At 71.3% G+C, this 22452-nt stretch carries 26 protein-coding genes; 11 read left to right on the top strand and 15 right to left on the bottom strand.

Annotated features, from left to right (window positions below; all coding sequences use genetic code 11):
- Positions 1 to 146: 146 nt before the first annotated feature.
- The 5 genes from ABZV06_RS20845 to ABZV06_RS20825 all read right to left on the bottom strand — a co-directional run bounded on the left by ABZV06_RS20845 (position 147) and on the right by ABZV06_RS20825 (position 5564).
- A complete protein-coding gene (locus ABZV06_RS20845; RefSeq protein ID WP_355233664.1) occupies positions 147 to 554 on the bottom strand; it encodes a hotdog domain-containing protein in 408 nt (135 codons plus the stop codon).
- Positions 551 to 1300 (bottom strand): OAM dimerization domain-containing protein, encoded by a 750-nt coding sequence (locus ABZV06_RS20840; protein WP_355233708.1) that lies wholly within the window; start codon positions 1298 to 1300, stop codon positions 551 to 553. Before ABZV06_RS20840 ends, ABZV06_RS20845 begins: the two co-directional genes overlap by 4 nt.
- Before the next feature lie 65 nt (positions 1301 to 1365).
- Positions 1366 to 2922 carry a lysine 5,6-aminomutase subunit alpha gene (locus tag ABZV06_RS20835; protein WP_355623470.1) on the bottom strand — a complete coding sequence of 519 codons (1557 nt, stop codon included), beginning with the start codon at positions 2920 to 2922 and terminating at the stop codon, positions 1366 to 1368.
- A gap of 22 nt (positions 2923 to 2944) precedes the next feature.
- Positions 2945 to 4510 carry an amidohydrolase gene (locus ABZV06_RS20830; RefSeq protein WP_355623466.1) on the bottom strand — a complete coding sequence of 522 codons (1566 nt, stop codon included), beginning with the start codon at positions 4508 to 4510 and terminating at the stop codon, positions 2945 to 2947.
- A 4-nt stretch (positions 4511 to 4514) separates the two neighbouring features.
- Entirely contained in the window at positions 4515 to 5564 is a 1050-nt protein-coding gene (locus ABZV06_RS20825) for a zinc-binding alcohol dehydrogenase (protein WP_355233706.1), read from the bottom strand.
- 153 nt (positions 5565 to 5717) lie between these two features.
- Here ABZV06_RS20825 and ABZV06_RS20820 point away from each other — a divergent pair, with 153 nt between their 5' ends.
- Positions 5718 to 7109 carry a lysine 2,3-aminomutase gene (locus ABZV06_RS20820; protein WP_355623463.1) on the top strand — a complete coding sequence of 464 codons (1392 nt, stop codon included), beginning with the start codon at positions 5718 to 5720 and terminating at the stop codon, positions 7107 to 7109.
- A 25-nt stretch (positions 7110 to 7134) separates the two neighbouring features.
- Here ABZV06_RS20820 and ABZV06_RS20815 read toward each other — a convergent pair whose 3' ends face one another.
- From ABZV06_RS20815 to ABZV06_RS20805, 3 genes are all read right to left on the bottom strand, one after another.
- Positions 7135 to 7797 carry a polysaccharide deacetylase family protein gene (locus ABZV06_RS20815; RefSeq protein WP_355623460.1) on the bottom strand — a complete coding sequence of 221 codons (663 nt, stop codon included), beginning with the start codon at positions 7795 to 7797 and terminating at the stop codon, positions 7135 to 7137.
- Positions 7798 to 8263: 466 nt separating this feature from the next.
- Positions 8264 to 8605 carry a YnfA family protein gene (locus ABZV06_RS20810; RefSeq protein WP_355233654.1) on the bottom strand — a complete coding sequence of 114 codons (342 nt, stop codon included), beginning with the start codon at positions 8603 to 8605 and terminating at the stop codon, positions 8264 to 8266.
- Between the two features lie 73 nt (positions 8606 to 8678).
- Positions 8679 to 8873 (bottom strand): CsbD family protein, encoded by a 195-nt coding sequence (locus tag ABZV06_RS20805; protein ID WP_355623457.1) that lies wholly within the window; start codon positions 8871 to 8873, stop codon positions 8679 to 8681.
- A gap of 156 nt (positions 8874 to 9029) precedes the next feature.
- Between ABZV06_RS20805 and ABZV06_RS20800 the strand changes: the two genes are divergently transcribed.
- A complete protein-coding gene (locus ABZV06_RS20800; RefSeq protein WP_355233650.1) occupies positions 9030 to 9641 on the top strand; it encodes a histidine phosphatase family protein in 612 nt (203 codons plus the stop codon).
- Here ABZV06_RS20800 and ABZV06_RS20795 read toward each other — a convergent pair.
- The 3 genes from ABZV06_RS20795 to ABZV06_RS20785 form a co-directional block, all read right to left on the bottom strand.
- A complete protein-coding gene (locus ABZV06_RS20795) occupies positions 9571 to 10077 on the bottom strand; it encodes an Lrp/AsnC family transcriptional regulator (RefSeq protein ID WP_355233648.1) in 507 nt (168 codons plus the stop codon). The genes ABZV06_RS20800 and ABZV06_RS20795 overlap by 71 nt on opposite strands.
- Positions 10078 to 10170: 93 nt before the next feature.
- Positions 10171 to 11313, bottom strand: coding sequence for an acyl-CoA dehydrogenase family protein (locus ABZV06_RS20790; RefSeq protein WP_355623454.1), 1143 nt, complete (start codon positions 11311 to 11313; stop codon positions 10171 to 10173).
- Complete coding sequence (locus ABZV06_RS20785) at positions 11310 to 12419, bottom strand: Xaa-Pro peptidase family protein (protein WP_355623451.1); 1110 nt, start codon at positions 12417 to 12419, stop codon at positions 11310 to 11312. Before ABZV06_RS20785 ends, ABZV06_RS20790 begins: the two co-directional genes overlap by 4 nt.
- A 201-nt stretch (positions 12420 to 12620) precedes the next feature.
- Here ABZV06_RS20785 and ABZV06_RS20780 point away from each other — a divergent pair, with 201 nt between their 5' ends.
- A complete protein-coding gene (locus ABZV06_RS20780) occupies positions 12621 to 13991 on the top strand; it encodes a glycosyl hydrolase family 18 protein (protein WP_355233641.1) in 1371 nt (456 codons plus the stop codon).
- A gap of 40 nt (positions 13992 to 14031) precedes the next feature.
- Here the strand turns inward: ABZV06_RS20780 and ABZV06_RS20775 are convergent, their stop codons facing one another.
- On the bottom strand, positions 14032 to 14919 hold the full coding sequence (locus tag ABZV06_RS20775; protein ID WP_355623448.1) for a winged helix-turn-helix transcriptional regulator: 888 nt from the start codon (positions 14917 to 14919) through the stop codon (positions 14032 to 14034).
- A 115-nt stretch (positions 14920 to 15034) separates the two neighbouring features.
- Here ABZV06_RS20775 and ABZV06_RS20770 point away from each other — a divergent pair, with 115 nt between their 5' ends.
- The 6 genes from ABZV06_RS20770 to ABZV06_RS20745 all read left to right on the top strand — a co-directional run bounded on the left by ABZV06_RS20770 (position 15035) and on the right by ABZV06_RS20745 (position 19462).
- Entirely contained in the window at positions 15035 to 16297 is a 1263-nt protein-coding gene (locus ABZV06_RS20770) for an MFS transporter (RefSeq protein ID WP_355623445.1), read from the top strand.
- 136 nt (positions 16298 to 16433) lie between these two features.
- Complete coding sequence (locus ABZV06_RS20765; protein ID WP_355623443.1) at positions 16434 to 16661, top strand: hypothetical protein; 228 nt, start codon at positions 16434 to 16436, stop codon at positions 16659 to 16661.
- Between the two features lie 59 nt (positions 16662 to 16720).
- Positions 16721 to 17650: a 5'-3' exonuclease gene (locus tag ABZV06_RS20760; protein ID WP_355623440.1), complete on the top strand. Its 930-nt coding sequence runs from the start codon at positions 16721 to 16723 to the stop codon at positions 17648 to 17650.
- An 84-nt stretch (positions 17651 to 17734) separates the two neighbouring features.
- A complete protein-coding gene (locus tag ABZV06_RS20755; RefSeq protein WP_355233633.1) occupies positions 17735 to 18469 on the top strand; it encodes a DUF1963 domain-containing protein in 735 nt (244 codons plus the stop codon).
- 187 nt (positions 18470 to 18656) lie between these two features.
- Positions 18657 to 19115 carry an SRPBCC domain-containing protein gene (locus ABZV06_RS20750; RefSeq protein WP_355233631.1) on the top strand — a complete coding sequence of 153 codons (459 nt, stop codon included), beginning with the start codon at positions 18657 to 18659 and terminating at the stop codon, positions 19113 to 19115.
- Positions 19112 to 19462: a metalloregulator ArsR/SmtB family transcription factor gene (locus tag ABZV06_RS20745; RefSeq protein WP_355233629.1), complete on the top strand. Its 351-nt coding sequence runs from the start codon at positions 19112 to 19114 to the stop codon at positions 19460 to 19462. The genes ABZV06_RS20750 and ABZV06_RS20745 overlap by 4 nt, the downstream gene beginning before the upstream one ends.
- A 53-nt stretch (positions 19463 to 19515) precedes the next feature.
- Here ABZV06_RS20745 and ABZV06_RS20740 read toward each other — a convergent pair whose 3' ends face one another.
- The 3 genes from ABZV06_RS20740 to ABZV06_RS20730 form a co-directional block, all read right to left on the bottom strand.
- Positions 19516 to 19818 (bottom strand): GNAT family N-acetyltransferase, encoded by a 303-nt coding sequence (locus ABZV06_RS20740; RefSeq protein ID WP_355233627.1) that lies wholly within the window; start codon positions 19816 to 19818, stop codon positions 19516 to 19518.
- 84 nt (positions 19819 to 19902) lie between these two features.
- Positions 19903 to 20172, bottom strand: a complete 270-nt coding sequence (locus ABZV06_RS20735) for a GlsB/YeaQ/YmgE family stress response membrane protein (RefSeq protein WP_355233625.1) — start codon at positions 20170 to 20172, stop codon at positions 19903 to 19905.
- Between the two features lie 180 nt (positions 20173 to 20352).
- Complete coding sequence (locus ABZV06_RS20730) at positions 20353 to 21525, bottom strand: beta-propeller fold lactonase family protein (RefSeq protein ID WP_355233623.1); 1173 nt, start codon at positions 21523 to 21525, stop codon at positions 20353 to 20355.
- A gap of 229 nt (positions 21526 to 21754) precedes the next feature.
- Here ABZV06_RS20730 and ABZV06_RS20725 point away from each other — a divergent pair, with 229 nt between their 5' ends.
- Both ABZV06_RS20725 and ABZV06_RS20720 read left to right on the top strand, forming a co-directional pair.
- On the top strand, positions 21755 to 21880 hold the full coding sequence (locus ABZV06_RS20725; RefSeq protein ID WP_355233621.1) for a hypothetical protein: 126 nt from the start codon (positions 21755 to 21757) through the stop codon (positions 21878 to 21880).
- Positions 21881 to 21943: 63 nt separating this feature from the next.
- Positions 21944 to 22327 carry an MmcQ/YjbR family DNA-binding protein gene (locus tag ABZV06_RS20720; RefSeq protein ID WP_355233619.1) on the top strand — a complete coding sequence of 128 codons (384 nt, stop codon included), beginning with the start codon at positions 21944 to 21946 and terminating at the stop codon, positions 22325 to 22327.
- Positions 22328 to 22452 lie beyond the last annotated feature (125 nt).

The raw sequence follows: 22452 nt of genomic DNA, 5'->3' as shown, positions 1-22452 counted from the left end.
GCGACTGCGGGGCTCGCAAGCCCGGCTCACTCCTCGCGACTCACTGTGTCTGCCCTGTTCGCGACTGCGGGGCTCGCAAGCCCGGCTCACTCCTCGTGACTCACTGTGTCTGCCCTGTTCGCGACTGCGGGGCTCGCAAGCCCGGCTCACTCCTCGCGACTCACTGTCCCGGCGGGTACGACCACGGTGCCGGTCGCGGTGACCGCCACGATCGGCGGGTCGAGGACCTCGGCGGCGGACTCGGAGCGGTCCGGGCGGCCCCGGCACACCACCGCGCAGCTCAACTCCAGGGTGCGGCTGCGACTGCCCACCCGCGACACCTGCGCCGTCACCTCGACCACGTCACCGGCGCGGATGGGCGCGGTGAACCGCACGTCGGAGTACCCGGCGAACAGACCCTCGTCGCCGTCGGTGCGGATGCACACCTCCGTGGCGACGTCACCGAACAGTCCCAGGGCGTACGCGCCGTCGACGAGGTTGCCCGCATAGTGGGCGTGCGCGTAGGGCACGTACCGCCGGTGCGTCACCGTCAACCCGAGCCGTGCGTCGGTCATGCGTTCGCCTTCCGTTGCGTGATCAGGGCGTGCACCAGATAGCTGGCCACCTCGCCGGGGGTGGTGCCCCGACCGAAGATCCGATCGACGCCCAACTCGTCGGTCATCGTCTCGTCGAAGCGGGGACCGCCGACGATCAGCAGCGGCCGTCTGCCCGCCGGCATGGCCTCCCGGAACGCCGCCGACATCTCCCGCGTGTTGTGCAGGTGCGCGTCGCGTTGCGTGACGACCTGCGACACCAGCACCGCGTCGGCCTTCTCCGCCCGGGCAGCCTCCACCAGCTCCGGCACGCTGACCTGCGCGCCCATGTTGGTGACCTTCAGCTCCCGGTAGTACTCCAGGCCCTTCTCCCCCGCGATGCCCTTGACGTTGAGGATCGCGTCGATACCCACGGTGTGCGCGTCCGTGCCGATGCACGCGCCCACCACGGACAGCTTGCGCCGCAGCCGCTGCTTGATCACCGTGTTGACGTCCTTGGCCGACAGCAACGCGAAGTCCCGCTCCACCACCTGCACCGCGTCCAGGTCGACCAGGTGGTTGACCCGCCCGTACACGACGAAGAACGTGAACCCGTCGCCCATCGGTTTGGCGTGCACCACCATCGCCGGGTCGATGCCCATCCTGTTCGCCAACTGCACCGCCGCGCCCTCGGCCCGCTTGTCGTGCGACACCGGCAGCGTGAACGACACCTGCACCATCCCGTCACCGGTGGTGTCCCCGTACGGGCGCACGATCTGCTTGCTCACGCCACCGCTTCGCGGCGGTGTGAGCGTCGGGCTGCTGTGCTGGCCGGTTCGCTCGCTACGCTCGCTCACGCCGCCTCCAGGATGTCCGTGGCCGGGTTGTAGTAGTCGGCCTCGTGCGCGGCGACCCCGTCGCGGCCCTTGCCCCGGTCCGCGGGCCGCTTCATGATCCCGAACGTGCCCTCGGCGATCGCCGTCAGCAGCGTCTGCTCCCCGATGCGCTCCAGCAGATCCAGGGCCTCACCGAGCACCTGGTTGGCGCGGCGACGGATGAACCCGCCCGCCGCCGGCACGAAGTCCTCGTGCAACCCACCGGCCGCGCCCAGCACGTACCGCACGTTCTGCAGGGCGATGTCCCGGTCGGACAGCCACGGCGTCACCACCGCCTCGGTCATCATCCCCACCAGCAGGATGCCCTGACCGGTCAGCGCGCCCGCCAGGTTGAAGAACCCGTCGAGCAGATTGCCCCGGAACACGTCACCGGTCATGTGCTTCGTCGGCGGCATCCACTTCAGCGGCGCGTCCGGGAACAACTCCCGCGCCAGCAGGGCGTGCGCCAGCTCCAGGCGGAACGACTCGGGCACCTCCGGGTTGATCTCGAACGCGTGCCCCAGACCCAACTGCCAGTCCGCCAGGCCCGCCTCGTGCGCGAAGAACTCGTTGAGCAACTGCGACACCGTCACCGTGTGCGCCTCGTCCACGGCGTCCGCGGTGGTCAGGTAGTTGTCCTCACCGGTGTTGATGATGATCCCCGCCCGGGCGTGGACCTGCCGGGAGAACCGCTGGTCCACGAACGTGCGCACCGGGTTGATGTCGCGGAACAGGATCCCGTACATCGAGTCGTTGAGCATCATGTCGAGGCGTTCCAGCCCGGCCAGGGTCGCCATCTCCGGCATGCACAACCCCGACGCGTAGTTGGTCAACCGCACGTACCGGCCCAACTCCTTCGACGAGTCGTCCAACGCCGCCCGCATCAGGCGGAAGTTCTCCTGCGTGGCGTACGTGCCGGCGAACCCCTCGCGCGTCGCGCCCTCGGGCACGTAGTCCAGCAGCGACTGCCCCGTCGAGCGGATCACCGCGATCACGTCCGCTCCCGCGCGCGCCGCCGCCTGCGCCTGCGGAATGTCCTCGTAGATGTCCCCGGTCGCCACGATCAGGTAGATCCACGGCCGCTGCTTCGGATCACCGTGCCGCTTGACGAGCCGGTGCCGCTCGGCACGCCGCCGGTCGATCCGCCGGATACCCGCCCCGACGGCCCTGCGCGCCGCCGACCGGGCCGTCGTCGCCGCCCGCCCCGACGGCACACCGAACCGCACCGACCCGGCAGCGGCCTTCTGCGCCAGCAACGTCACGTCGGTGCTGCCCTCGCGGACCAGCGCGTCGAACACCGGCACCGCCACCCCGTGACCCAGGCCCACGTCCGCGACGACCGCGTCGACCAGCCGGTTCACCCACGGAATGCCCTCCGGGTCGGCGCCGGTCACCCCGGCCAGCCGCAACACCGCACGCTCCACCGACACCGTCGTGTGACTGCGCGCCAGGTCGACCACCGGCTGACCGGCCCGACGCGCCAACTCCCGCGCCCGCGCCACCAACACCGGATCAAGATCAAGCTTGCCGGTCACGCCACACCGCTCATCTGCTCGCTCACGACGACCCTTCCTCGTAAATGACCTCGCCGCGCAGCACCAGCCGCCGACACACCGGCAGCGGCGTCGGATCGTCCGGCCCCCGCAACTCCGGATCCTCCGCCAGCAGCACCGGCAGGCCCCGCTCCACGCCCGCCGACGTCGACCACACCGCGAACGTCGCCGGCGCACCCAACGCGAGAACACCCTCGACGTCCAGGTGCACCGCCCGCCACCCACCCCGGGTGTGCGCCGCGAACGCCGCCCGCACACTCATCCGCTGCGCCGGGTTGTGATGCGCCGCCGCCGCCCGCACCGACCCCCACGGGTCCAGCGGCGTCACCGGCGAATCCGACCCGAACGCCAACGCCACACCCACACCGTGCATCGCGCCCATCGGATTCGACTCCAACGACCGGTCCAGACCCAGCCGCGCCTCGTACATCCGACCCGCGCCGCCCCACAACCTGTCGAACGCCGGCTGCATGCTCGCCACGATCCCGTACTCCACGAACCGCGCGATCATCCGCTTGTTCAGGATCTCCGCATGCTCGATGCGGTGCCGGGCCGCCCGCAGCCGCTCCACACCCAGCGTCGCCGCCGCCGCCGCGAAACCGTCCAGGACCGTGCCGATCGCCGCGTCACCGATCGCGTGGAACCCGCCCTGCATCCCGTGCGCCGCGCAGTCCACCAGGTGATCACGCACCTGCTCGACCGACAGGTAGCCGTGCCCGCACCCCTCGCCGTCGCCGTACGGCTGCGACACGTGCGCCGTGCGCGAACCCAACGCCCCGTCGGCGAACAGATCCCCGCCGGCGCCCACCGCGCCCAACTCCCGGGCCCGCGCCGCGCCACCCAACTCACCCCAGTACCCGTACACCTCGGGCACCCCCGCCCCCGAGATGCCCAGCAGACCGGTGAAGTCCTCCTCGTCGGAGATCTCCGGACCGCCACACTCGTGCACCGCCGCGATGCCCAGCGACGCCGCGTGCGCGAGCGCCACCCGCTGCGCCGCCACCCGCTGCGCCCGCGTCACCGACCCCTGCGCCGCCGCCCGCACCACGTGGTGGGCGTCGCGGCGCAGCCAACCCGAAGGGTCGTAACCCGCCGCGTCCACCACCTGCGGACACGCCGCCAGCAACGCCGACGACACCAACGCCGAATGGATGGACGCCTGCGACAGGTACACCCGCCGGCTGCCCGCCGCACGGTCCAACGACGCCGCGTCCGGCAACGTCGCATCCGACCAACCCGATTCGTCCCAGCCGTGCCCCAGCACCACCGCGTCCGCCGGCAGACCCGCCGCGAACCCCGCCACCGCGTCCAGCAACTCCCCCGCCGAACGCACCCCGGACAACTCCAGCCCGGACAACGCCAACCCGGTGTCCGTGGCGTGCACGTGCGCATCCACGAACGCCGGCGTCACCAGCGCTCCGGCCAGGTCCACCACCCGGTCGGCCGACGGCGCGTCACCGTCGGTGCCCAACCAGGTGATCCGCCCACCGGACACCAGCAGCGCGGTCGCGCTCGGGTCGGCCGGACAGTGCAGCACGCCGCCGCGATACAACGTCGAGGGGTTCGTCATGACCTCAGTCTGCCGCCACCCGCGCCGCGAACAGCCGACGCACCCCCGGCTCGCCGCGCAGCAACCCCAACGCCAACTCGGCGTGCCCCGGCACGTACCCGTTGCCCACCAGCATCGTCACGTCCGCCGCCAGCCCCTCCGCACCCAACGCCGCCGCCGAGAAGCTCGTCGCCATCGAGAAGAAGATCACCGTGCCGCCGTCCGCGGTCGCCAGGACCGCCCCGTGCTCACAGCCCGGCACGTCCACGCAGACCACCGTCACATCCGCCGGCGTCCCCAACGCCGTGGTCACCGCCGTGGACAACCCCACCGGATCACGCGCGTCGGCCAACGCCACCACCGACGCCAGCCCGGCCGCCGTCAGCGCGTCGCGCTCCGCCGCCACCGGAACCACCCCGACGGTACGCGCCGCCCCCGCCCGCCGCGCCGCCGCGAGCGACAGCGACCCGCTCTTGCCCGCACCACCGATCACGGCCACGCTCACCGGCGTCGGATCGCCCGCACGCCGGCGCTCCTCGACGTAACGCGACACCACCCGCGCCGTCAGCGCCGGCGCCCCACACACGTCCAGCACCGCGAGAGACAGCTGCGGGTCCTCGTCCTCGGGCAGCACCGCGGCGATCGACCGCGCGAACAGGATCGCCCAACCGTCACACGGCACCTGCTCGCTGCGCCCGTCCCAGCGCGCCAACCCATCGGTGATCACCAGCGGCGTCAGCGTCAACGACACCAGCGTGGCGACCCGCTCCCCCGCCTTCAACCCCAGCGGGGAACGCCGACCCGCCTCCTCGACGGTGCCGATCAGCATGCCCCCGGAGCCGGTCACCGGGTTCTGCATCTTGCCCCGCGTAGAGATGATCTCCAGCACCTCGGCGCGGACCGCGTCACCGTCACCGCCGTGCTTCTCCGACAACTGCCGAAAACTCGCCGCGTCCAGGTTCAACCGCTGCACCCGGATACGCACCTCGTTCGGCGCGATCGCCGCCGACGCGTCCAGGCGCCACGCCGCCTGCGGCAGCACCCCCGCCGGTTGCACGACGCGGTGCAGACCCACCGGTGACGTCACGCCGACCTCCCCTACCCAGCCGCTCGAAGCCCCGGCCAGGGCTCGCGTAACGGGAAAACTTACGGCAGACTAATTTCTTCGCCGGATATTTTCCAGTAGCCTTCGAGCTTCGATGATCCACCGCACCACCGAGGAGGGGCCGTGACCCAGACCATCCCGCAACCCCGTCACGCCCCGGTCGCCACACCGACCGCCGGGCAGCCGTACGAATACCACCGCCGCCCCCTGGTCGAACCCGACTGGACCCGCTTCCCCGGCTGGCGCACCGTCACCCGCGACCAGTGGGAATCCGCCCAGTGGCAGCGCGTCAACTGCGTCAAGAACGTCAAGCAGCTCCGCGCCGTCTTCGGCGACCTCATCGACGACAGCTTCTACACCGACCTCGAAGCCGACCAGAAGACCCTGGCCACCATGTCCATGCTGGTGCCGCCACAAATGATCAACACGATGGTGCCGTTCGCGCCGCTGACCACCGAAGCGCTGCTCGCCGACCCCATCCGCCGATACATGATCCCGGTCGCCTCCGACCGACGCACCGACTGGCCCTCACACCCCTACGCCAGCCGCGACAGCCTCCACGAGCACGACATGTGGGTCGCCGAAGGCCTCACCCACCGCTACCCCACCAAGGTCCTCGCCGAACTGCTCTCCACCTGCCCCCAGTACTGCGGGCACTGCACCCGGATGGACCTCGTCGGCAACTCCACCCCCGCCGTCGACAAACTCAAACTCACCCTCAAGCCCGTCGACCGCTACGACGCCCACATCGCCTACCTCAAGGCCCACCCCGGCGTCCGCGACGTGGTCGTCTCCGGCGGCGACGTCGCCAACGTCCCCTGGCGCAACCTCGAGTCGTACCTCATGCGGCTGCTGGAACTCGAGACGGTCCGCGACATCCGGCTCGCCACCAAGGCCCTCATGGGCCTCCCCCAGCACTGGCTGCAACCCGACGTCGTCGAGGGCCTGGAACGCGTCGCCCGCACCGCCGCCCGACGCGGCGTCAACCTCGCCATCCACACCCACGTCAACCACGCCCAGTCACTGACCCCACTGGTCGCCAAGGCCGCCCAGACCGCCCTCGACGTCGGCGTCCGCGACGTCCGCAACCAGGGCGTGCTCATGCGCGGCGTCAACGCCACCACCCCGGAACTGCTCGACCTCTGCTTCGCACTCCAAGGCGAGGCCGGGATCCTGCCGTACTACTTCTACATGTGCGACATGATCCCCAACGCCGAACACTGGCGCGTCCCCGTCTGGCACGCCCAGCAACTCCAGCACGACATCATGGGCTACCTGCCCGGCTACGCCACCCCGCGGATCGTCTGCGACGTCCCCTTCGTCGGCAAGCGCTGGGTCCACATGCTCACCGACTACGACCGTGAGCGCGGCATCTCCTACTGGACCAAGAACTACCGCACCTCCATCGAGTCCGCCGACCTGGAGGCGCTCAACAAGCGCTACGCCTACTACGACCCGATCGACACCCTGCCCGCCGGCGGCCAGCAGTGGTGGACCGACCACCGCGACGACTGACGCACCGAAGGTGTTGGCCGCCCACTCAACCGGCGGCCAGCACCTCCGACAACGGCGCCGGCGTCAATCCGCGCTCGCGTAATCCGGCGAGGATGTGCGGCAACGCCTCGTCGGTCATCGCCGCGTTCGCCTCGGTCACATGCATGATCACCACCGAGCCGGGACGGACGTGGTCCAGCACGGCCCGCACCAGCGGCTTCCACGCCTTCGCGAACGGATCACCGCTGATCACGTCCCCGTCCACCACCGTCACACCCAACGGCGCGAGGGCGTCCAACGCCGCCGCGTCGTGGCAGAGGCCCGGAAAGCGGAAGTACCGGGTCTGCCGACCCCCGTACGGCGCGATCACCTCGAACGTCTTCGCCACGTCGTCGGCCAGCTCGCCGACCGGCAGCCGGGGCAGGTCGTAGCAGTGCGCGGTGAACGCCGCGTGCCCGTAGGTGTGGTTCGCCAACTCGAAGCGCGGATTGCCGGCGATCCGCCGGGTCACCTCCGGGTACCGCTGCACCCACTTGCCGGTCAGGAAGAACGTCGCCGGCACCTGCTTCCGCTCCAGCAGGTCGAGAATGCGCAGGTTGGCGTACGACCGCACCCTCCCACTGCGCAGATTGGCCAGCATGCCGTCGGTCATGTCCGCGTCGAACGTCAACGCGACCCGGTCACCGGTCCGCGGGCCGTGGTTCACCACCGGCGCGCGGACTCCCACAGTCGACGCCCCGGGGACGTCCGGAACCCCCGGTGTCGGAGTCCCCGGTGCCGGCGCGGCCGGCGGAACCGTGGACCGGGGAACCGCGGCCGTCGGAAGATCTGTCGGTGCGGCGGAGGGGGCCACAGGCGGGGCCGGCGACGCCGAGGGCGTGGCGGGCGAGCCGACGAACACCGGCCGCTCCGGTGACGGCACCCGAGACGCCGCACAGCCGCCAACGCCAGGCGAGGCCACCACAACCAGTACGCCACACCAGAAGAGGCGAAGCCGGGATCCGATCACGAGCCGCATCATCGCAGAAGCGAGTACCTCTCACCGCCCCATCCACCTCGCGCCGATCTTGCACTTTCGGTCGCCGGAATGAGCGAGATACCCCTTATGCCACAACAGAAAGTGCAAGATCGGCGCACCGCTCGATGATCGACGGCACAGGGAGCGGGGCGGGGGCTCAGGCGGAACCTCCGCGCGGGGCGTACATGATGACCGCGACGCCCAGCAGGCACAGCGCGGCGCCGGCCAGGTCCCAGCGGTCCGGCCGGAAACCGTCCACCACCATCGCCCAGCCCAGCGAACCGGCCACGAACACCCCGCCGTACGCGGCCAGGATGCGGCCGAAGTTCGCGTCCGGCTGGAACGTGGCCACGAAGCCGTAACAGCCCAACGCGACCACCCCGGCGGCGATCCACCACAGGCCGCGCTGCTCCCGCCACCCCTGCCAGACCAGCCAGGCGCCCCCGATCTCGGCCAGGGCGGCCAGCGCGAACAACACCAGGGAACGAAGCACGGTCACCGGGCGACGATAGCCGCCGTACGCGACGGGTCCCCGGGTGCGTCGTCGCCCGGGGACCCGTGGACCGCTGAGGTCACTTGTTGAAAGCGTCCTTGATCTTGCTGCCGGCATCCTTCATGTTCTGACCGGCCTGCTTGGCGCGCGCGTCACCCTGCTCGCTGGCGCCGTCGCCACGCATCCGCTCGTTGTCGGTCATGTCGCCGATGCGCTCCCGCGCGGCGCCGGCCACCTGCTCGACCTTGTTCTTTGCCTTCTCGGTGAAGCTCATCGCGCCTCCTCGGTCTGGCGGTTGTCGCCGTTCGCTTGCCCGGTCTCCCGGTGCCGAAACCGGCGGTGCGGGTCGGCACACCCCGTAAGGCGTCCTAGGAAGATAGGTTGAGGGAGGGCGGCCCGGGCATCGCCCACACGATGGTTAACTGGCCGCATGGGAGAGCTCCTGCTGATCCGGCACGGCGAGACCACCTGGAGCGCCAGCCTGCGGCACACCTCGTACACCGATCTGGAGCTGACCCCCGACGGGGAGCGACAGGCCCGCACCCTCGCGGCGTTCCTCGCCGGCCGACGGTTCGCCACCGTGCTGTCCAGCCCCCGCTCCCGTGCGCTGCGCACCGCGCAGCTGGCCGGGCTCACCGTCGACGCGGTCGACGAGGACCTCAGCGAGTGGAACTACGGCGAGTACGAGGGCCGCACCACCGTCGACATCCACGAGGACGACCCGCACTGGAACATCTGGACCGACGGCTGCCCCGGCGGGGAGTCACCCGCCCAGGTGGGCGAACGACTCGACCGGGTGCTGGCCCGGGTCACCCCGATGCTCGACCGCGGCACCGTGGCACTGGTCGGCCACGCGCACAGCCTGCGGGTGCTCGGCGCCCGCTGGATCGGTCTCCCCCCGTCCGCCGGCGGACGGCTGCGCCTGGAGACCGCTACGGTCAGCGCGCTCGGTCACGAACACGGCCGGCAGGTCATCCTGCGGTGGAACCAGCCGGCTCCTCCGGCGCCCGGGACCGCGACCGACCAGGCACCCCGCCACTGATCTTCGGAGGGCGGTTCTCGTACGGCGTGGACAACACCACAGTCGTCCGCGTCGTCACGTTCGCCGACGTGCGGATCTCCTGAAGAACCCGCTCCAGGTCGGCCGGACTGGCCACCCGCACCAGCAGCAGGTAGAAGTCCTCCCCCGCCACCGAGTAGCACGAGTCGATCTCCGGTAGGTGCGCCAGCCGCTCCGGCGCGTCGTCCGGCTGCGACGGGTCGAACGGCCGGATCGCCACGAACGCGGTCAGCGGCAGGTCCAGCGCCTCGAACGACACCCGGGCCGCGTACCCCTTGAGCACCCCGCGCTGCTCCAGCCGGCGCACCCGCTGGTGCACGGCGGACACCGACAGCCCCACCTTCTCGGCCAGGTCGGTGTACGACAGACGGCCGTCAGCGGTCAGCGCGGCGACGATGGCGCGGTCGATCTCCTCCACGGCGAGCAACCTACCGGGAAATCGGCGCGACGGCGACGAGGAAGCGCGACGGCGGGTACGGCGACAAGCGCGCCGCACCCGCCCCGCGCCTGCTCAGCCCTTGGCGAGCGCCCGGGAGATCACCAGCCGCTGGATCTGGTTGGTGCCCTCCACGATCTGCAGCACCTTGGCCTCTCGCATGTACCGCTCGACCGGGTGGTCGGCCACGTAACCGGCGCCGCCGAGCACCTGCACGGCGTCGGTGGTCACCCGCATGGCCATGTCGGTGGCGAACAGCTTCGCCTTCGCCGCCTCGATCGAGTACACCCGCCCGGCGTCGCGCAGCCGCGCCGCCGCCAGCGTCAACGCGCGGGCGGCGGAGATCTGGGTGGCCGCGTCGGCGAGCAGGAAGCCGAGCCCCTGGAAGTCGATGATGGACCGGCCGAACTGCTGCCGCTCCCGGGCGTACCCGACCGCGTAGTCCAGCGCCCCCTGGGCGAGCCCGACCGCGCAGGCGGCGATGCCGAGCCGGCCCGAGTCCAGCGCGGACATCGCGATGGTGAAGCCCGCGCCCTCGCCACCGACCAGCCGGTCGGCCGGCACCCGCGCCCCGTCGAAGGCGATCTGCGCCACCGGCGAGGAGCGCAGCCCCATGGTCCGCTCGGCGGCCTGCGGCGCGATGCCGGCGGTGCCCGCGTCGGCGACCAGGCAGGAGATGCCCTTCGGGCCGGCTCCGCCGGTACGGCAGAAGATGTTGTAGAAGTCGGCGCTGTGCGCGTGGGTGATCCACGCCTTCGTGCCGGAGACGACGTACGCGTCGCCGTCGCGGACCGCCCGGGTGCTCAGCGCCGCCGCGTCCGAGCCACCCTGCGGCTCGGAGAGGCAGTACGCGCCGAGCAGGTCGCCGCCGAGCATGTCCGGCAGCAGCTTGCGCTGCTCGTCGGTGCCGAACGCGGCCACCGGGTAGCAGCTCAGGGTGTGCACGCTGACGGCCTCGGCGACCGCGAGCCACCGGCTGGCCAGGATCTCCAGCACCTGCAGGTACACCTCGTACGGCTGCGCCGCGCCGCCGTACTCCTCCGCGTACGGCAGGCCGAGCAGGCCGGCCCGGCCGATCGTGCGCAGCACCTCGCGGGGGAACTCGGCGCGTTCCTCGAAGCCGGCGGCCTTGGGCGCGAGCTCACGGTCGGCAAGCTCGGTGGCGAGGTCCAGCAGGTCGTGGGCCTCGTCGGTGGGGAGGATCCGGTCGACAGTCATAGCGCGATGAGCTCCGTGGGGGTGGTGTTGAGCCGCTGCACGCCGTCCGTCGTGCAGACGACGATGTCCTCGATGCGGGCGCCGTGCCGGCCCGCCAGGTAGATGCCCGGCTCGATGGAGAACGCCATCCCGGCCTCCAGCGGTCGGCCGTTGCCGGCCACCAGGTAGGGCTCCTCGTGACCGTCCAGGCCGATGCCGTGCCCGGTGCGGTGCAGGAACGCGTCGCCGTAGCCGGCGGCGGCGATCGGCGTCCGGGCCGCCGCGTCGGCCGCCTCCGCGCTGATGCCGGGGCGTACCGCCGCCACCGCCGCGCCCTGGGCGGCGTGCAGCACCGCGTAGTACTCCACGAACTCGGCCGGCGCGGGCCCGCCCGCGACATAGGTGCGGGTGCAGTCCGAGCGGTAGCCCGACGGCATGGTGCCGCCGATGTCGACCACCACCGGCTCGCCGACGCCGATCGGCCGGTCCGAGGTGCCGTGGTGCGGGCTCGCCCCGTTCGGGCCGGCGGCCACGATGACGAAATCGACGCTGACGTGGCCGGCGGCCCGGATCGCGGTCGCGATGTCGGCGGCCACCTCGACCTCGGTGCGGCCGGGACGCAGCCACTCACCCATGCGCAGGTGCACCTCGTCGATCGCCGCGCCGGCCTCGGCGAGCGCCGCCACCTCGGCCGGGGTTTTGCGGATTCGCAGCTCGCGCAGCACCTCGCCGGCGAGCCGCTGCGCGGCCTCGGGCAGGGCCGCGCGCAGGGCGAGGACCTGCTCGGCCCACATCCGGTCGGCGAGCCCGACGGCCGCCGCCGGGCCGTCGAGGGCGGCGACGACCAGGGGGTACGGGTCGACGCCGTCGGGATGGTCGACGATGCGCAGACCGGTGGTGGTCGCCGCCTCGGCGGCCGGACGCTCCAGCCGGGGCACGATCAGAGTCGGCGCGCCCTCGGCCGGCAGCACCAGGCAGGTGAGCCGCTCCCCCGCGTGGGCGTCGTAGCCGGTCAGGTAGCGCAGGTCGGAGCCGGGGGTGAGCAGCAGCGCGTCCAGGCCGGCATCGGCGGTGGCGCGCTGCGCGGCGATCAGCCGGTCCGGCGGGTACAGCTCGTCGGTTGCCACCCCGTCAGCTTAACGGTCGTTTGGGCATCCCCAGAAGCCACGTAGGTCGCACGACGAAAATCCACCGGCGTTGATTGACGTCGACAGTTAACACTCTTTAAGATTTGGCTGCCTCGAGGCCCACCCGTTCCTGCTCCCCCATGTCCCGCCCGCGAAACCCTGCGTGGGCGGGTGTAGTCCCCCGCCCACGGGAAGGCCCCCATGTCCTCACCACTGCGCCGCGTCCTCAGCGCCGGCCTGCTAGCCCTGGCCACCGCCGCCACCACCGTCGCCCTGGTCCCCACCGCCGCGCAGGCCGTGGTGCTGCCGAACGGCTTCAAGAGCGTCGGCTACATGCCCTCGTGGGCTGGGAACGTCAACACGATCCAGTACAACAAGCTCACCCACATCAACTACGCCTTCGTGCTGCCCAACAACGACGGCAGCCTGCGCGCCCTGGACAACCCCAGCAAGCTCTCCTCGCTGGTCTCGCAGGCGCACGCCAACAACGTCAAGGTCTCCATCGCCGTCGGCGGCTGGAACGACGGCAACGACTCGGCGTTCGAGGCCCTCGCGGCCAACTCCAGCAGCCGGACGGCGTTCGTCAACAACCTGGTCAACCTCGTCAACCAGTACAACCTCGACGGTGTCGACATGGACTGGGAGTACCCGGACCCGGGCGCCTCGGCCAACAACTACACCCAGGTCATGACCCAGCTCGGCAGCGCCATGCACAGCCGGGGCAAGCTGCTCACCGCGGCCGTCGTCTCCGAGGGCTACTACCTCGACGGCATCCAGACCGCGGTGTTCAACCAGGTCGACTGGTTCAACATCATGGCGTACGACGGCGGCAGCCCGCACTCCAACTACGACTGGTCGATCAACAGCATCAACCTGTGGAAGAACCGCGGACTGCCGGCCAGCAAGGCCGTCCTCGGCATTCCCTTCTACAGCCGCCCCGGCTACTACACGTACTCGGCGCTCGTCGCCCTGGACCCGGCCAACGCCAACCGGGACTGCACCACGGCCGGCGGCGCGCAGCAGTGCTACAACGGCATCCCGACCGTCAAGCGCAAGACGCAGTGGGCCCTGGCCAACGCCGGCGGCGTGATGAACTGGGAGCTGTCGCAGGACACCACCGGCTCCACCTCGCTGGTGAGCGCCATGTACGACACCATCATGGGCGGCACCACCCCGCCGCCGTCGGGTCGTACCGGCCGGATCACCGGCCTCGGCGGCAAGTGCGTCGACGTGGCCTCCGCGAGCACCGCCAACGGCGCCGCAGTCCAGCTCTGGACCTGCAACGGCACCACCGCGCAGACCTGGACCGTCGCCACCGACGGCACGCTGCGCGCCCTCGGCAAGTGCGCCGACATCACGAGCGGCTCCACCGCCAACGGCGCCAAGGTGCAGATGTACGACTGCAACGGCAGCGGCGCCCAGGTGTGGCAGGCACAGTCCAACGGCACGCTGCGCAACCCGCAGTCCAACAAGTGCCTCGACGTCACCGACAACACCTCGGCCGACGGCGCCCGCCTGCAGATCTGGGAGTGCTTCGCCGGCGCCAACCAGCGCTGGACCCTCCCGGCCTGACCTGACCCGTACGCCGCGATCCCCGGTCGACGCCCCCGCGTCAGCCGGGGATCGTCGCGTGGTCGCTGGCCAGAGCCAGCATCTCGTCGACCGATCCGGCCGGATCGGTGACGGGGAACTGCACCGCCCGCACCACCGACGTCGGGTCGACCAGCATCGTCAGTCTCTTGAACCGGGTCACCCCGCCGGCCCGGAAGGTGGGCAACAGCAGCCCCGCGGCGAGTCGACCGTCCTGGTCGGACAGCAGCGGGAACGGCAGCCGGGCGTACGCGCTGAAGTCGGCGAGCTGGTCCGGCCGCTGGGTGCTGATGCCGTACACCCGCGCCCCCGCCTCCCGGAACCTCGGATACCGGTCGGCGTAGGTGGTCGACTCCAGGGTGCAGCCCCGCGCGCCGGGGATGTCGGACCACCCCGGCGGATAGGCGTTGACTCCCGGTGCGTACGCGCCCGGGTAGAGGTAGAGCACGCTCCACGCGTCCGGCGTGGCCAGGGCGACCGGCTCACCGTCCGGCCCGGGCAGGGCGACCTCGGGCAGCCGCCGCCCGACGAGGTGGTGCACCCGCCGCGTCTCGGCCGATGCGTCGTCGGCGGTCGCGGTCAGCTCTCCGTCACCCATCAGATGCCTCGTTCCCCAGTCCTGCAGGGCGATCAGGACCGGCAGCAGGCCCTCACCCCTCGCGGTGAGCAGATAGTCGTGCCGGGGCGGGTGCGCCGAGTACGGGCGGCGTTCCAGCACGCCCTGCTCGACCAGGGCGGCGAGGCGTTCGGTCAGCGCCCGCCGACTGACGCCCAGTACGCGCTGGAGCGCGTCGAAGCGGGTCGTGCCGCCGGCGACGTCGCGCACGATCAGGAACGTCCACCAGTCCCCCAGCACGCCGAGCGCCTGCGCGATGCCGCAGTCCGCGTCGGCGAGATCTTCTCGTCGCACCCGCTTCCTCCATCCGTCCTGACCCGACTATAGTCCGTTCCAGAATGGAACGCACTGGCACCGGGAACGCGACGGAGCCGCGGACACTCCGGCACGACGAACGGGGGTCGACGACTTGCACGTCGACGAACGGGCCGGGGTGTTCTGGCGCTGGTGGACCGCCGGCACGACCAGCATGGTCGGGTCGGCGGTCGGCGCGGTGGCTCTGCCGCTGACCGCGCTCACCGTCCTGGACGCCTCCGCGTTCCAGATGGGAGTGATCGCCGCCGCCAGCTACGTTGCCTGGCTCGTGATCGGCCTGCCCGCCGGCGTCATCGTGCAGCGCCTGCCGCTGCGCGGCGCGCAGGTGGGCGCGGACCTGGCCCGCGCCGTCGCCGTCGCGTCGATCCCGCTCGCGTGGTGGTGGGGACACCTCACCGTCACCCACCTGGTGGTCACCGCGCTCGTCGTCAGCTTCGCCAACGTGCTGTTCGACGTGGCCAACTCGACCTTCCTGCCCAGCATCGTCGAGCGCGAGCAGTTGCAGTCACGCAACAGCCTCACCTCGGCCACCCACGCCGCGACCCTGCTCAGCGGCCCCTCGCTCGGTGGCCTCGCCGTGCAGGCGCTCGGCGCGGTGCCCACCCTGCTCGTCGACTCGGTCAGCTACCTCGTCTCGGCGGCTCTGCTGCGTACCCTGCCCGCGCGCCGCGTCGACGCGCCCGCGCACTGGCCGCCGGTCGGTGAGCTGATCCGCGAAGGCTGGCGCTACGTCGCGTACCACCGGGTCATGGGCCCGAGCATGTGGGCCGCGACGGCCATGAACTTCGTCTGCGGCGCGCAGTTCGCGCTGCACTCGCTCTACCTGGTCCGCGACCTGCACGCGCCGGCCGGCCTGGTCGGTGTCCTGCTCGCCGTCGAGGGTGTCGGCGCGCTCGTCGGGGCGGCCCTCACCACCCGGATCACCACGCGGCTCGGCAGCGCCCGCGCGCTGGTCGCCGCCGGGTTCACCACTGTCGCCGGAGCGTTCCTGATCCCCTCAGGCAGCGGCTGGCTGGCGTACGTCGCCTTCGCCGCGGGCAGCGTCGTCTTCTCCCTCGGCACGGTCGTGCTGAGCGTGACCACCCGGACGTACCGGCAGATCGCCAGCCCACCCGAGCTGCTCTCCCGGGTGATGGCGACCGTGCGGTTCGTCTCCTGGGGCGCCATCCCGGTCGGCGGGCTGGTCGCCGGCGTGCTGGCCGGCCCGTTCGGTGCCCGCGCAACCCTGGTCGTCTTCGCCGCGACCCTGGTCTGCGCGCCCCTGGTGCTGCTGCTCTCGCCCATCCGGCACCTCCGCGACCTCAGCGACCACGACCGGGACGAGAGCCGGCGTCCCGTCGTCACCATCGGGGTCTGACCGCGGGCGGTCGGGTCCCCGGCGAGCACCCGGGTCGCGTCGCCGGCCGGCTCGGTGGTTTCCCGGTGGGGGCGGGGCGGGGACCCTAGCCTGGGATCGGGACGCCCGCACAGGTGGCCCGACCGGGAGGGCCGATGTGACACCGAGCGACGCGAACCGGGTGGCGACCCGCCGTCGTCGCCAACTGTGGGCCGGGGTTCTCGCGCTCGTCGGCCTGGTCCTGCTGGTGATCGGGCTGACCGTGGCCGACGGCGTCGCCGCCTGGGTCGAGGTGCTCGTCGCGATCCTGCTGCTGGTGACCAGCTACGTCGTGCAGCACCTCGCCCGCCGCGACACCGTCTACCGGCACGACGAGCGGCGCTGACGCCGCCGGTCGGCCGGGCGTACCGCTGACCGTCGGAGGGCTGTGCCAGGCTGTCGGGCGTGGCACACCGATCCCCGATCCTGCTGATCGACGCACCCAGCCTCTACTTCCGGGCCTACTTCGGCATCCCGGAGTCCGCCGCGCGCACCGACGACGGCCAGCCCGTCAACGCGGTGCGCGGCTTCCTCGACATGCTCGCCACGCTCATCCGCGGCCGGGGCGCCGACCGGATGGTGTGCGCTCTGGACTACGACTGGCGGCCGGCGTGGCGGGTCGAGCTGCTGCCGTCGTACAAGGCGCACCGGGTTGCCCCGCAGGGCGGCGAGGTCGTCCCCGACACGCTCTCCCCGCAGGTGCCGATGATCCTGGAGGTCCTCGACGCGGTCGGCATCACCGCCGTCGGCGCCAACGGCTACGAGGCCGACGACGTGCTCGGCACGCTGTCGGTGACCCAGCCGGGTCCGGTCGAGGTGGTCTCCGGCGACCGGGACCTGTTCCAGCTTATCGACGACTCCCGGGACGTACGGCTGCTCTACGTCGGACGCGGCGTGGCCAAGCTCGACGACTGCGACGACGCGGCGGTCCGCGCCCGCTACGGGGTGCCCGCCGACCGGTACGCCGACTTCGCCGCCCTGCGCGGCGACCCCAGCGACGGGCTGCCCGGTGTGCCGGGCGTCGGCGAGAAGACCGCCGCGCGGCTCATCGAGCGGTACGGCAGCATCGACGGCATCCTGGCGGCGCTTGACGACTCCGACTCGTCCTTCGCGCCGGGCCTGCGCACCAAGCTGGCCGCCGCCCGTGACTACCTGGCCGTCGCGCCGACGGTGGTCCGGGTCGCCCTGGACGTGGCGCTGCCGGAGCTGCCCACCGCGCTACCCACGGCCCCCGCCGACCCGGAGCGGCTGCTCGACCTGGCCGGCCGGTGGAACCTGGCTGGCTCGGCCCGCCGCCTCGTGGACGCCCTGGCCGCCCGCGCCGACGCCGCCTGAGGAACCGCGGCCCGGCGGGGCGTCGAACCCGCGTGGCGGTCGTGGCCCGATGTCCGTCGGATCTTTCCGGCACAATGCCCGGCCATGGATGTACGACAGGAGTTCCGGGGCGCAGCCCGGGAAGAGGGCGTGCCAGCGGACGAGATCGAGCGCTGGGTGCGGCTGGCCCGACCACAGACGGAACTGGTTCCGAAGGGCGACGGCCTGCCTGTGGTCGGTCGGTTCGGCGGTCTCGCGGCGTTGCCGCAGGGCGAGGAGTGGCCGCCCGGGCAGTGTCTCGTGTTGACGCTCGACCTCGCCGCGCTCCCCTCGCACGGGCACGACCTCGACCTGCCGGCCGACGGGTCGCTGCTGTTCTTCGTCGAGCCGCGCTTCACGCCCACCCGGTGCCGGGTCGTCCATGTGCCGGCCGGCACTCCGGTGACCGAGCGCCCCACCCCCGAGGTGCCGGTCTTCGATCCGCTTCCGCTGCACGCTCGTGCCGGCTGGAGCCTTCCGGAGAACGAGCGTGAGGCGCCGTTCGACCTTCGCCTGGACGACGAGGTCGAGGAGGCGATCGGCGAAGTGATGTGGTACCTCGAAGACAACGACTACGAGTTCTCCCTCGGCGGTTACGGCGCCGCCAGCACCGGCGGCGCGGACAACCCCATCCTCGACGCCACCGAGCACACCGTGCTGGCCACCGTCTGGTTGGACGAGGGGCAGGTGGGTGACGCGTTCGGGGAGACGCTGATCGTCGTCAACTTCATGATCAAGCATGCGGACCTGGCCGAGCGCGCCTTCGACCGGATCTGGCTGATGACGGACTTCAACGGCTGACGCGGTCAGGACTCGGCGTGTCCCCGAGGCCGTGTGTGGCAGCGCGACGGTCTCGGGGCGCCGAACGTGATCCGGATGGCGCCGTCGCGCCCCCGGATCCGCCGAGCTGACATGCAACAAAAGGTTGCACCTCGCCGTCGGCCCGGTGTACCGTGACGCAACCAAAGGTTGCGAAAGGGTGGTACGCATGGAGTACGGAGTCATCGAACGCGACATCGACGTCGACGCCTTACCCGAGGTGGTCTTCGAGGTGATCAGCCAGCCCGAGCACGTGCGGGAGTGGTGGCCCGACGACGCCCGGTTCGAACCGGTCCCGGGCGCTCCCGGCGAGCTGGTGTGGCGCGACGCCGAGACTGGCGCGACCACGACCGTCGACCTGGCCGTCGTCGACGTGGACCCGCCGAAGAGGTTCTCCTTCCGGTGGTGCTTCACCGAGCCCGAGCGCACGGGACAGTCGCTGCTGGTCACCTTCGACCTCACCGCGATCGCGACGGGAACCCGCGTCCGCATGACGGAGACCGGGTTCCGCGAGATGGGCTGGGAGGTGGCCCTGCTGGAGAGGCAGTACCAGGACCACGTCAGCGGATGGAACCACTACGTCCCGAACCTCGGCGCGTACGTCACCCGGCTGGTCGCCACGTCATGACCACTGCCGTCGACGACGCCCTGTGGTCGGCGATCGGCGACCCCATCCGGCGCAGCATGATCGACCTGCTGCTCGCCGGCGGGCCCGGCACCGCCACGTCGCTGAGCGAGCGACTACCCGTCACCCGCCAGGCCGTGTCGAAGCACCTGGCAGTCCTGGACCGGGTCGGCCTGATCACCTCCGCGCCGGCTGGCCGCGAGCGCCACTACCAGGTCGACGAGGCGCAGCTCGCGCGCGCGGTCGCCCAGCTGACCGCCGTCGGCGCGACCTGGGACGCGCGACTCCGCCGGATCAAGCGGATCGCCGAGACGATCGAACGTCACCGCACCGACAACCAGGGAGAGTGAGATGGTCGACATCCTGCACCGGGTCGGCGTCGCCGCGTGGCACCGAGCCGTCGCTACTTCACCTTCCGGGTGGACCGCACCACGATCTCCTCGTACTCCGGGTGCTTGACCAGCCACTCGGCGAGGAAGGGGCAGATCGGCACCACGGTGCGCCCCTTGGCCCGCGCGTCGTCCATGACCGCGCGGGCCAGGGTCGACCCGACACCCCGGCCCTCGTACGCCGGATCGACCTCGGTGTGGGTGTAGGCGATGATGCCGCCGGTCAGCTGGTAGGTCACGATCCCGGCGACCGCGCCCGTCTCGTCGCGCGCCTCGAACCGCTCCCGCGTCGGCGCGTCTGTCACGGTGAACTGCACCGGATCATCCAAGCACAGCGCCCGTGGCGACCAGTCGTCGCCACGGGCGCGTGGGGGCCGGCGGGCCCCCGGGAGCGCGGGATGTCAGGAGCGCCGACGGCCCAACACGGCGGCGGCGCCGGCCACACCGATCGCGGCGAACACGACCTGCAGGAGCAGCTCGATCCAGTCGATGCCGGCGGTCTCGTCGACGCCGAGTCCACCGGCGACGAGCGTGCCGAGGATCGCGGCGAGCACGCCGATCGCGAGGGTGAGCACGATCGAGATGTTCTGCTTGCCGGGCACCACGAGCCGGCCGAGAGCGCCAATGACCAGGCCGATGATGATCGCGGTGAAGAAGCCCTGGATTTCCACGGGGGCCGTCCCTTCCGAAGGTGTTGTCGTCAGCGACGTTCTCGTGCCCCGAGCCGGGCACCGCCGAAACCACCGGTCGGCGTCCCGGCCGATTTGTCATGCAGTTGTCATGATCGGGCCACCGGCGGACAGACGCTGGTCCCGGTCACAGGGGACCGGGACCAGCGGCAGGACGACCCGTCAGGAGGCGGCGATGCCCTCCATGCCGATGCCGTCGGTGAACTTCGGCAGGCCCTCGACGGTGGTGACGAGGCGCAGGGAGCCGTCGTCGTCCACCTCGTAGCCCTGCACGTTGCCGGCGGCGGCGTTCTGGACGTACAGGAAGCCGTCGCTGGTGGTCATGTCGATCGACCCGCCGCCGGTCTCGGCGGCGACGGCGTGGACGAGTTGCAGCTTGCCGTCGTCGTCCACCCGGTAGGCGCTGATCGTCGAGCTGCCGGCGTTCGCGACGTAGAAGTAGTCGCCGACCTGCTGGATCCAGCAGGTCGCCTGCTGTCCGTTCCCCACGGACGGCCCGACCTGGTCGAGGGCGCCGTCGTCGTCGAGGTCGAAGCGGCTGACCTCGTTGCTGCCGGATTCGGTGACCAGTACCGAGTCCTCGGTGTCGAAGGTGAAGCCGAAGGGCACGGACCCGGCGTCGCTGACGACCGGGTGGCGGGCGAGTTCGCCGTGGCGACCGATCTCGTAGCTGAACATGACGTTCGCCGCCTTGGTCGACACCAGCACGAACTCACGCTCCGGGTCGATCGTGATCTGCGCGGGGGCGGTCATGAACGCCGGCGGGTTGCCGTTGTGCAGGCCGAGCGACCGGTTCGAGTCGTGGATCGGCGACAGCCGCCCCTTGTGCAGCTCGAAGCCCTGCACCGAGCCCTCACCACCGGCGTTCAGCACGTAGACGAGGTTGCCGCGGGCGGTGACGCTGACCGGAAGCAGACCCCCGGACCAGATCACCTGCTCCTTGTGCAGCCGGGTGCCGTCGACGCGGAAGACGGTCACGGTGTTGCTGCCGGCGTTCACGGCGAACAGCAGCCCGCGGTGGTAGGTCAAGGACCCCTGCGACGCCAGCGCGTCGACCGGCGCGCCGATCGTGAAGCCGCCCAGGCCGCCGGTCTCGTACTCACCCGCCTTGCTGAGGCGGCCGTCCTCGTCGCGGTCGTACACCTTGATGGTGTTGCCCTCGGCCTTGTTGGTCTGTACGAAGACCGCGCCCTCGCTGCCGTGGTGTCCCCCTCCCCCGCGGTCCTCGTGGCTGCCCTCCGGACCCCCGCCATCGGCCCACGCAGGCCCGGGGAGCGTGCCGACGCTGGTCAGACCCATCAGGAGGGCCGCCGCTAGCGCTACGCTGCGCTTCATCACTGACTCCTTAGCCGCATCTTGTAACGAATACGAGGTTTCCTCTCATTGGCAAGCTAACGGAGGATGAGGACACCTAGAGGGGTATTACCCGTAAGTGGCACTGCCGGGTGAAACGGCGGATTCGTGGTAGAGAGGGGCCTCCTGACCCTGCACGCACCCATCCACCCTTGCGGCCCCGCTGACCAGGCGTCGTCGGTGCGGTCCCCTGGACGGCGAGCGGGGACAGGTGGAGGTGGTACCGCCGCCGGATCTCGACCCCGCCCAGGCGACGGTGATCGGCTACGTCCAGCGCGAGGGCGACCGGGCCATCGTCGGGGCCACGGCCGTCGACCTGGCAACGGCGGCCGGCTGACGCCTGTCGGTCCCGGTGCGTAGTCTCGGCGCATGCGGATGGCGCGCGCGGTGCGGGGTCTCGGTGGCTGACGCCGACGACGTCCGCCGCCTGGCTCTGGCCCTGCCCCACACGGTCGAGATCGACAGCGAGGGCTTCGACTTCCGGGTGGCCGACAAGGGTTTCGCCTGGTCCTATCCGGAGCGCAGGCCGGGCAGGCCCCGCGTGATCCGCCGCGACATCGCGGTGCTGTTCGTCGGGGACGAGGCCGAGAAGCAGGCCCTGCTTCTCGGCGAACCCGACGTCTTCTTCACCACGCCCGGGTACGACGGCCTGCCGCTGGTGCTGCTGCGTCTGGCGGCGGTCGACGTCGACCGGCTCGCCGAGCTCGTGACCGATGCCTGGCGGATGCGCGCGCCGGAGGCGCTGCACGCCGACCTGGACGGGGTCGCCGTGACGGAGGGCTAGTTGTAGTCACCGCGATCAGTTCGCGACATCAGCACGCAACCGGACGGACACATTGACGGGGATCTGGACGGTCGATTACCGTGCCGCGTGAGAGAGCGCTCTCTCGATCGACCTTTTCCACAATT

It is taken from the genome of Micromonospora sp. NPDC005172, assembly GCF_040608555.1.
Classification (GTDB): domain Bacteria; phylum Actinomycetota; class Actinomycetes; order Mycobacteriales; family Micromonosporaceae; genus Micromonospora.
The sequence above is the reverse complement of the archived record's forward strand: the minus strand, read 5'-3'. Positions and strand labels throughout refer to the sequence as shown.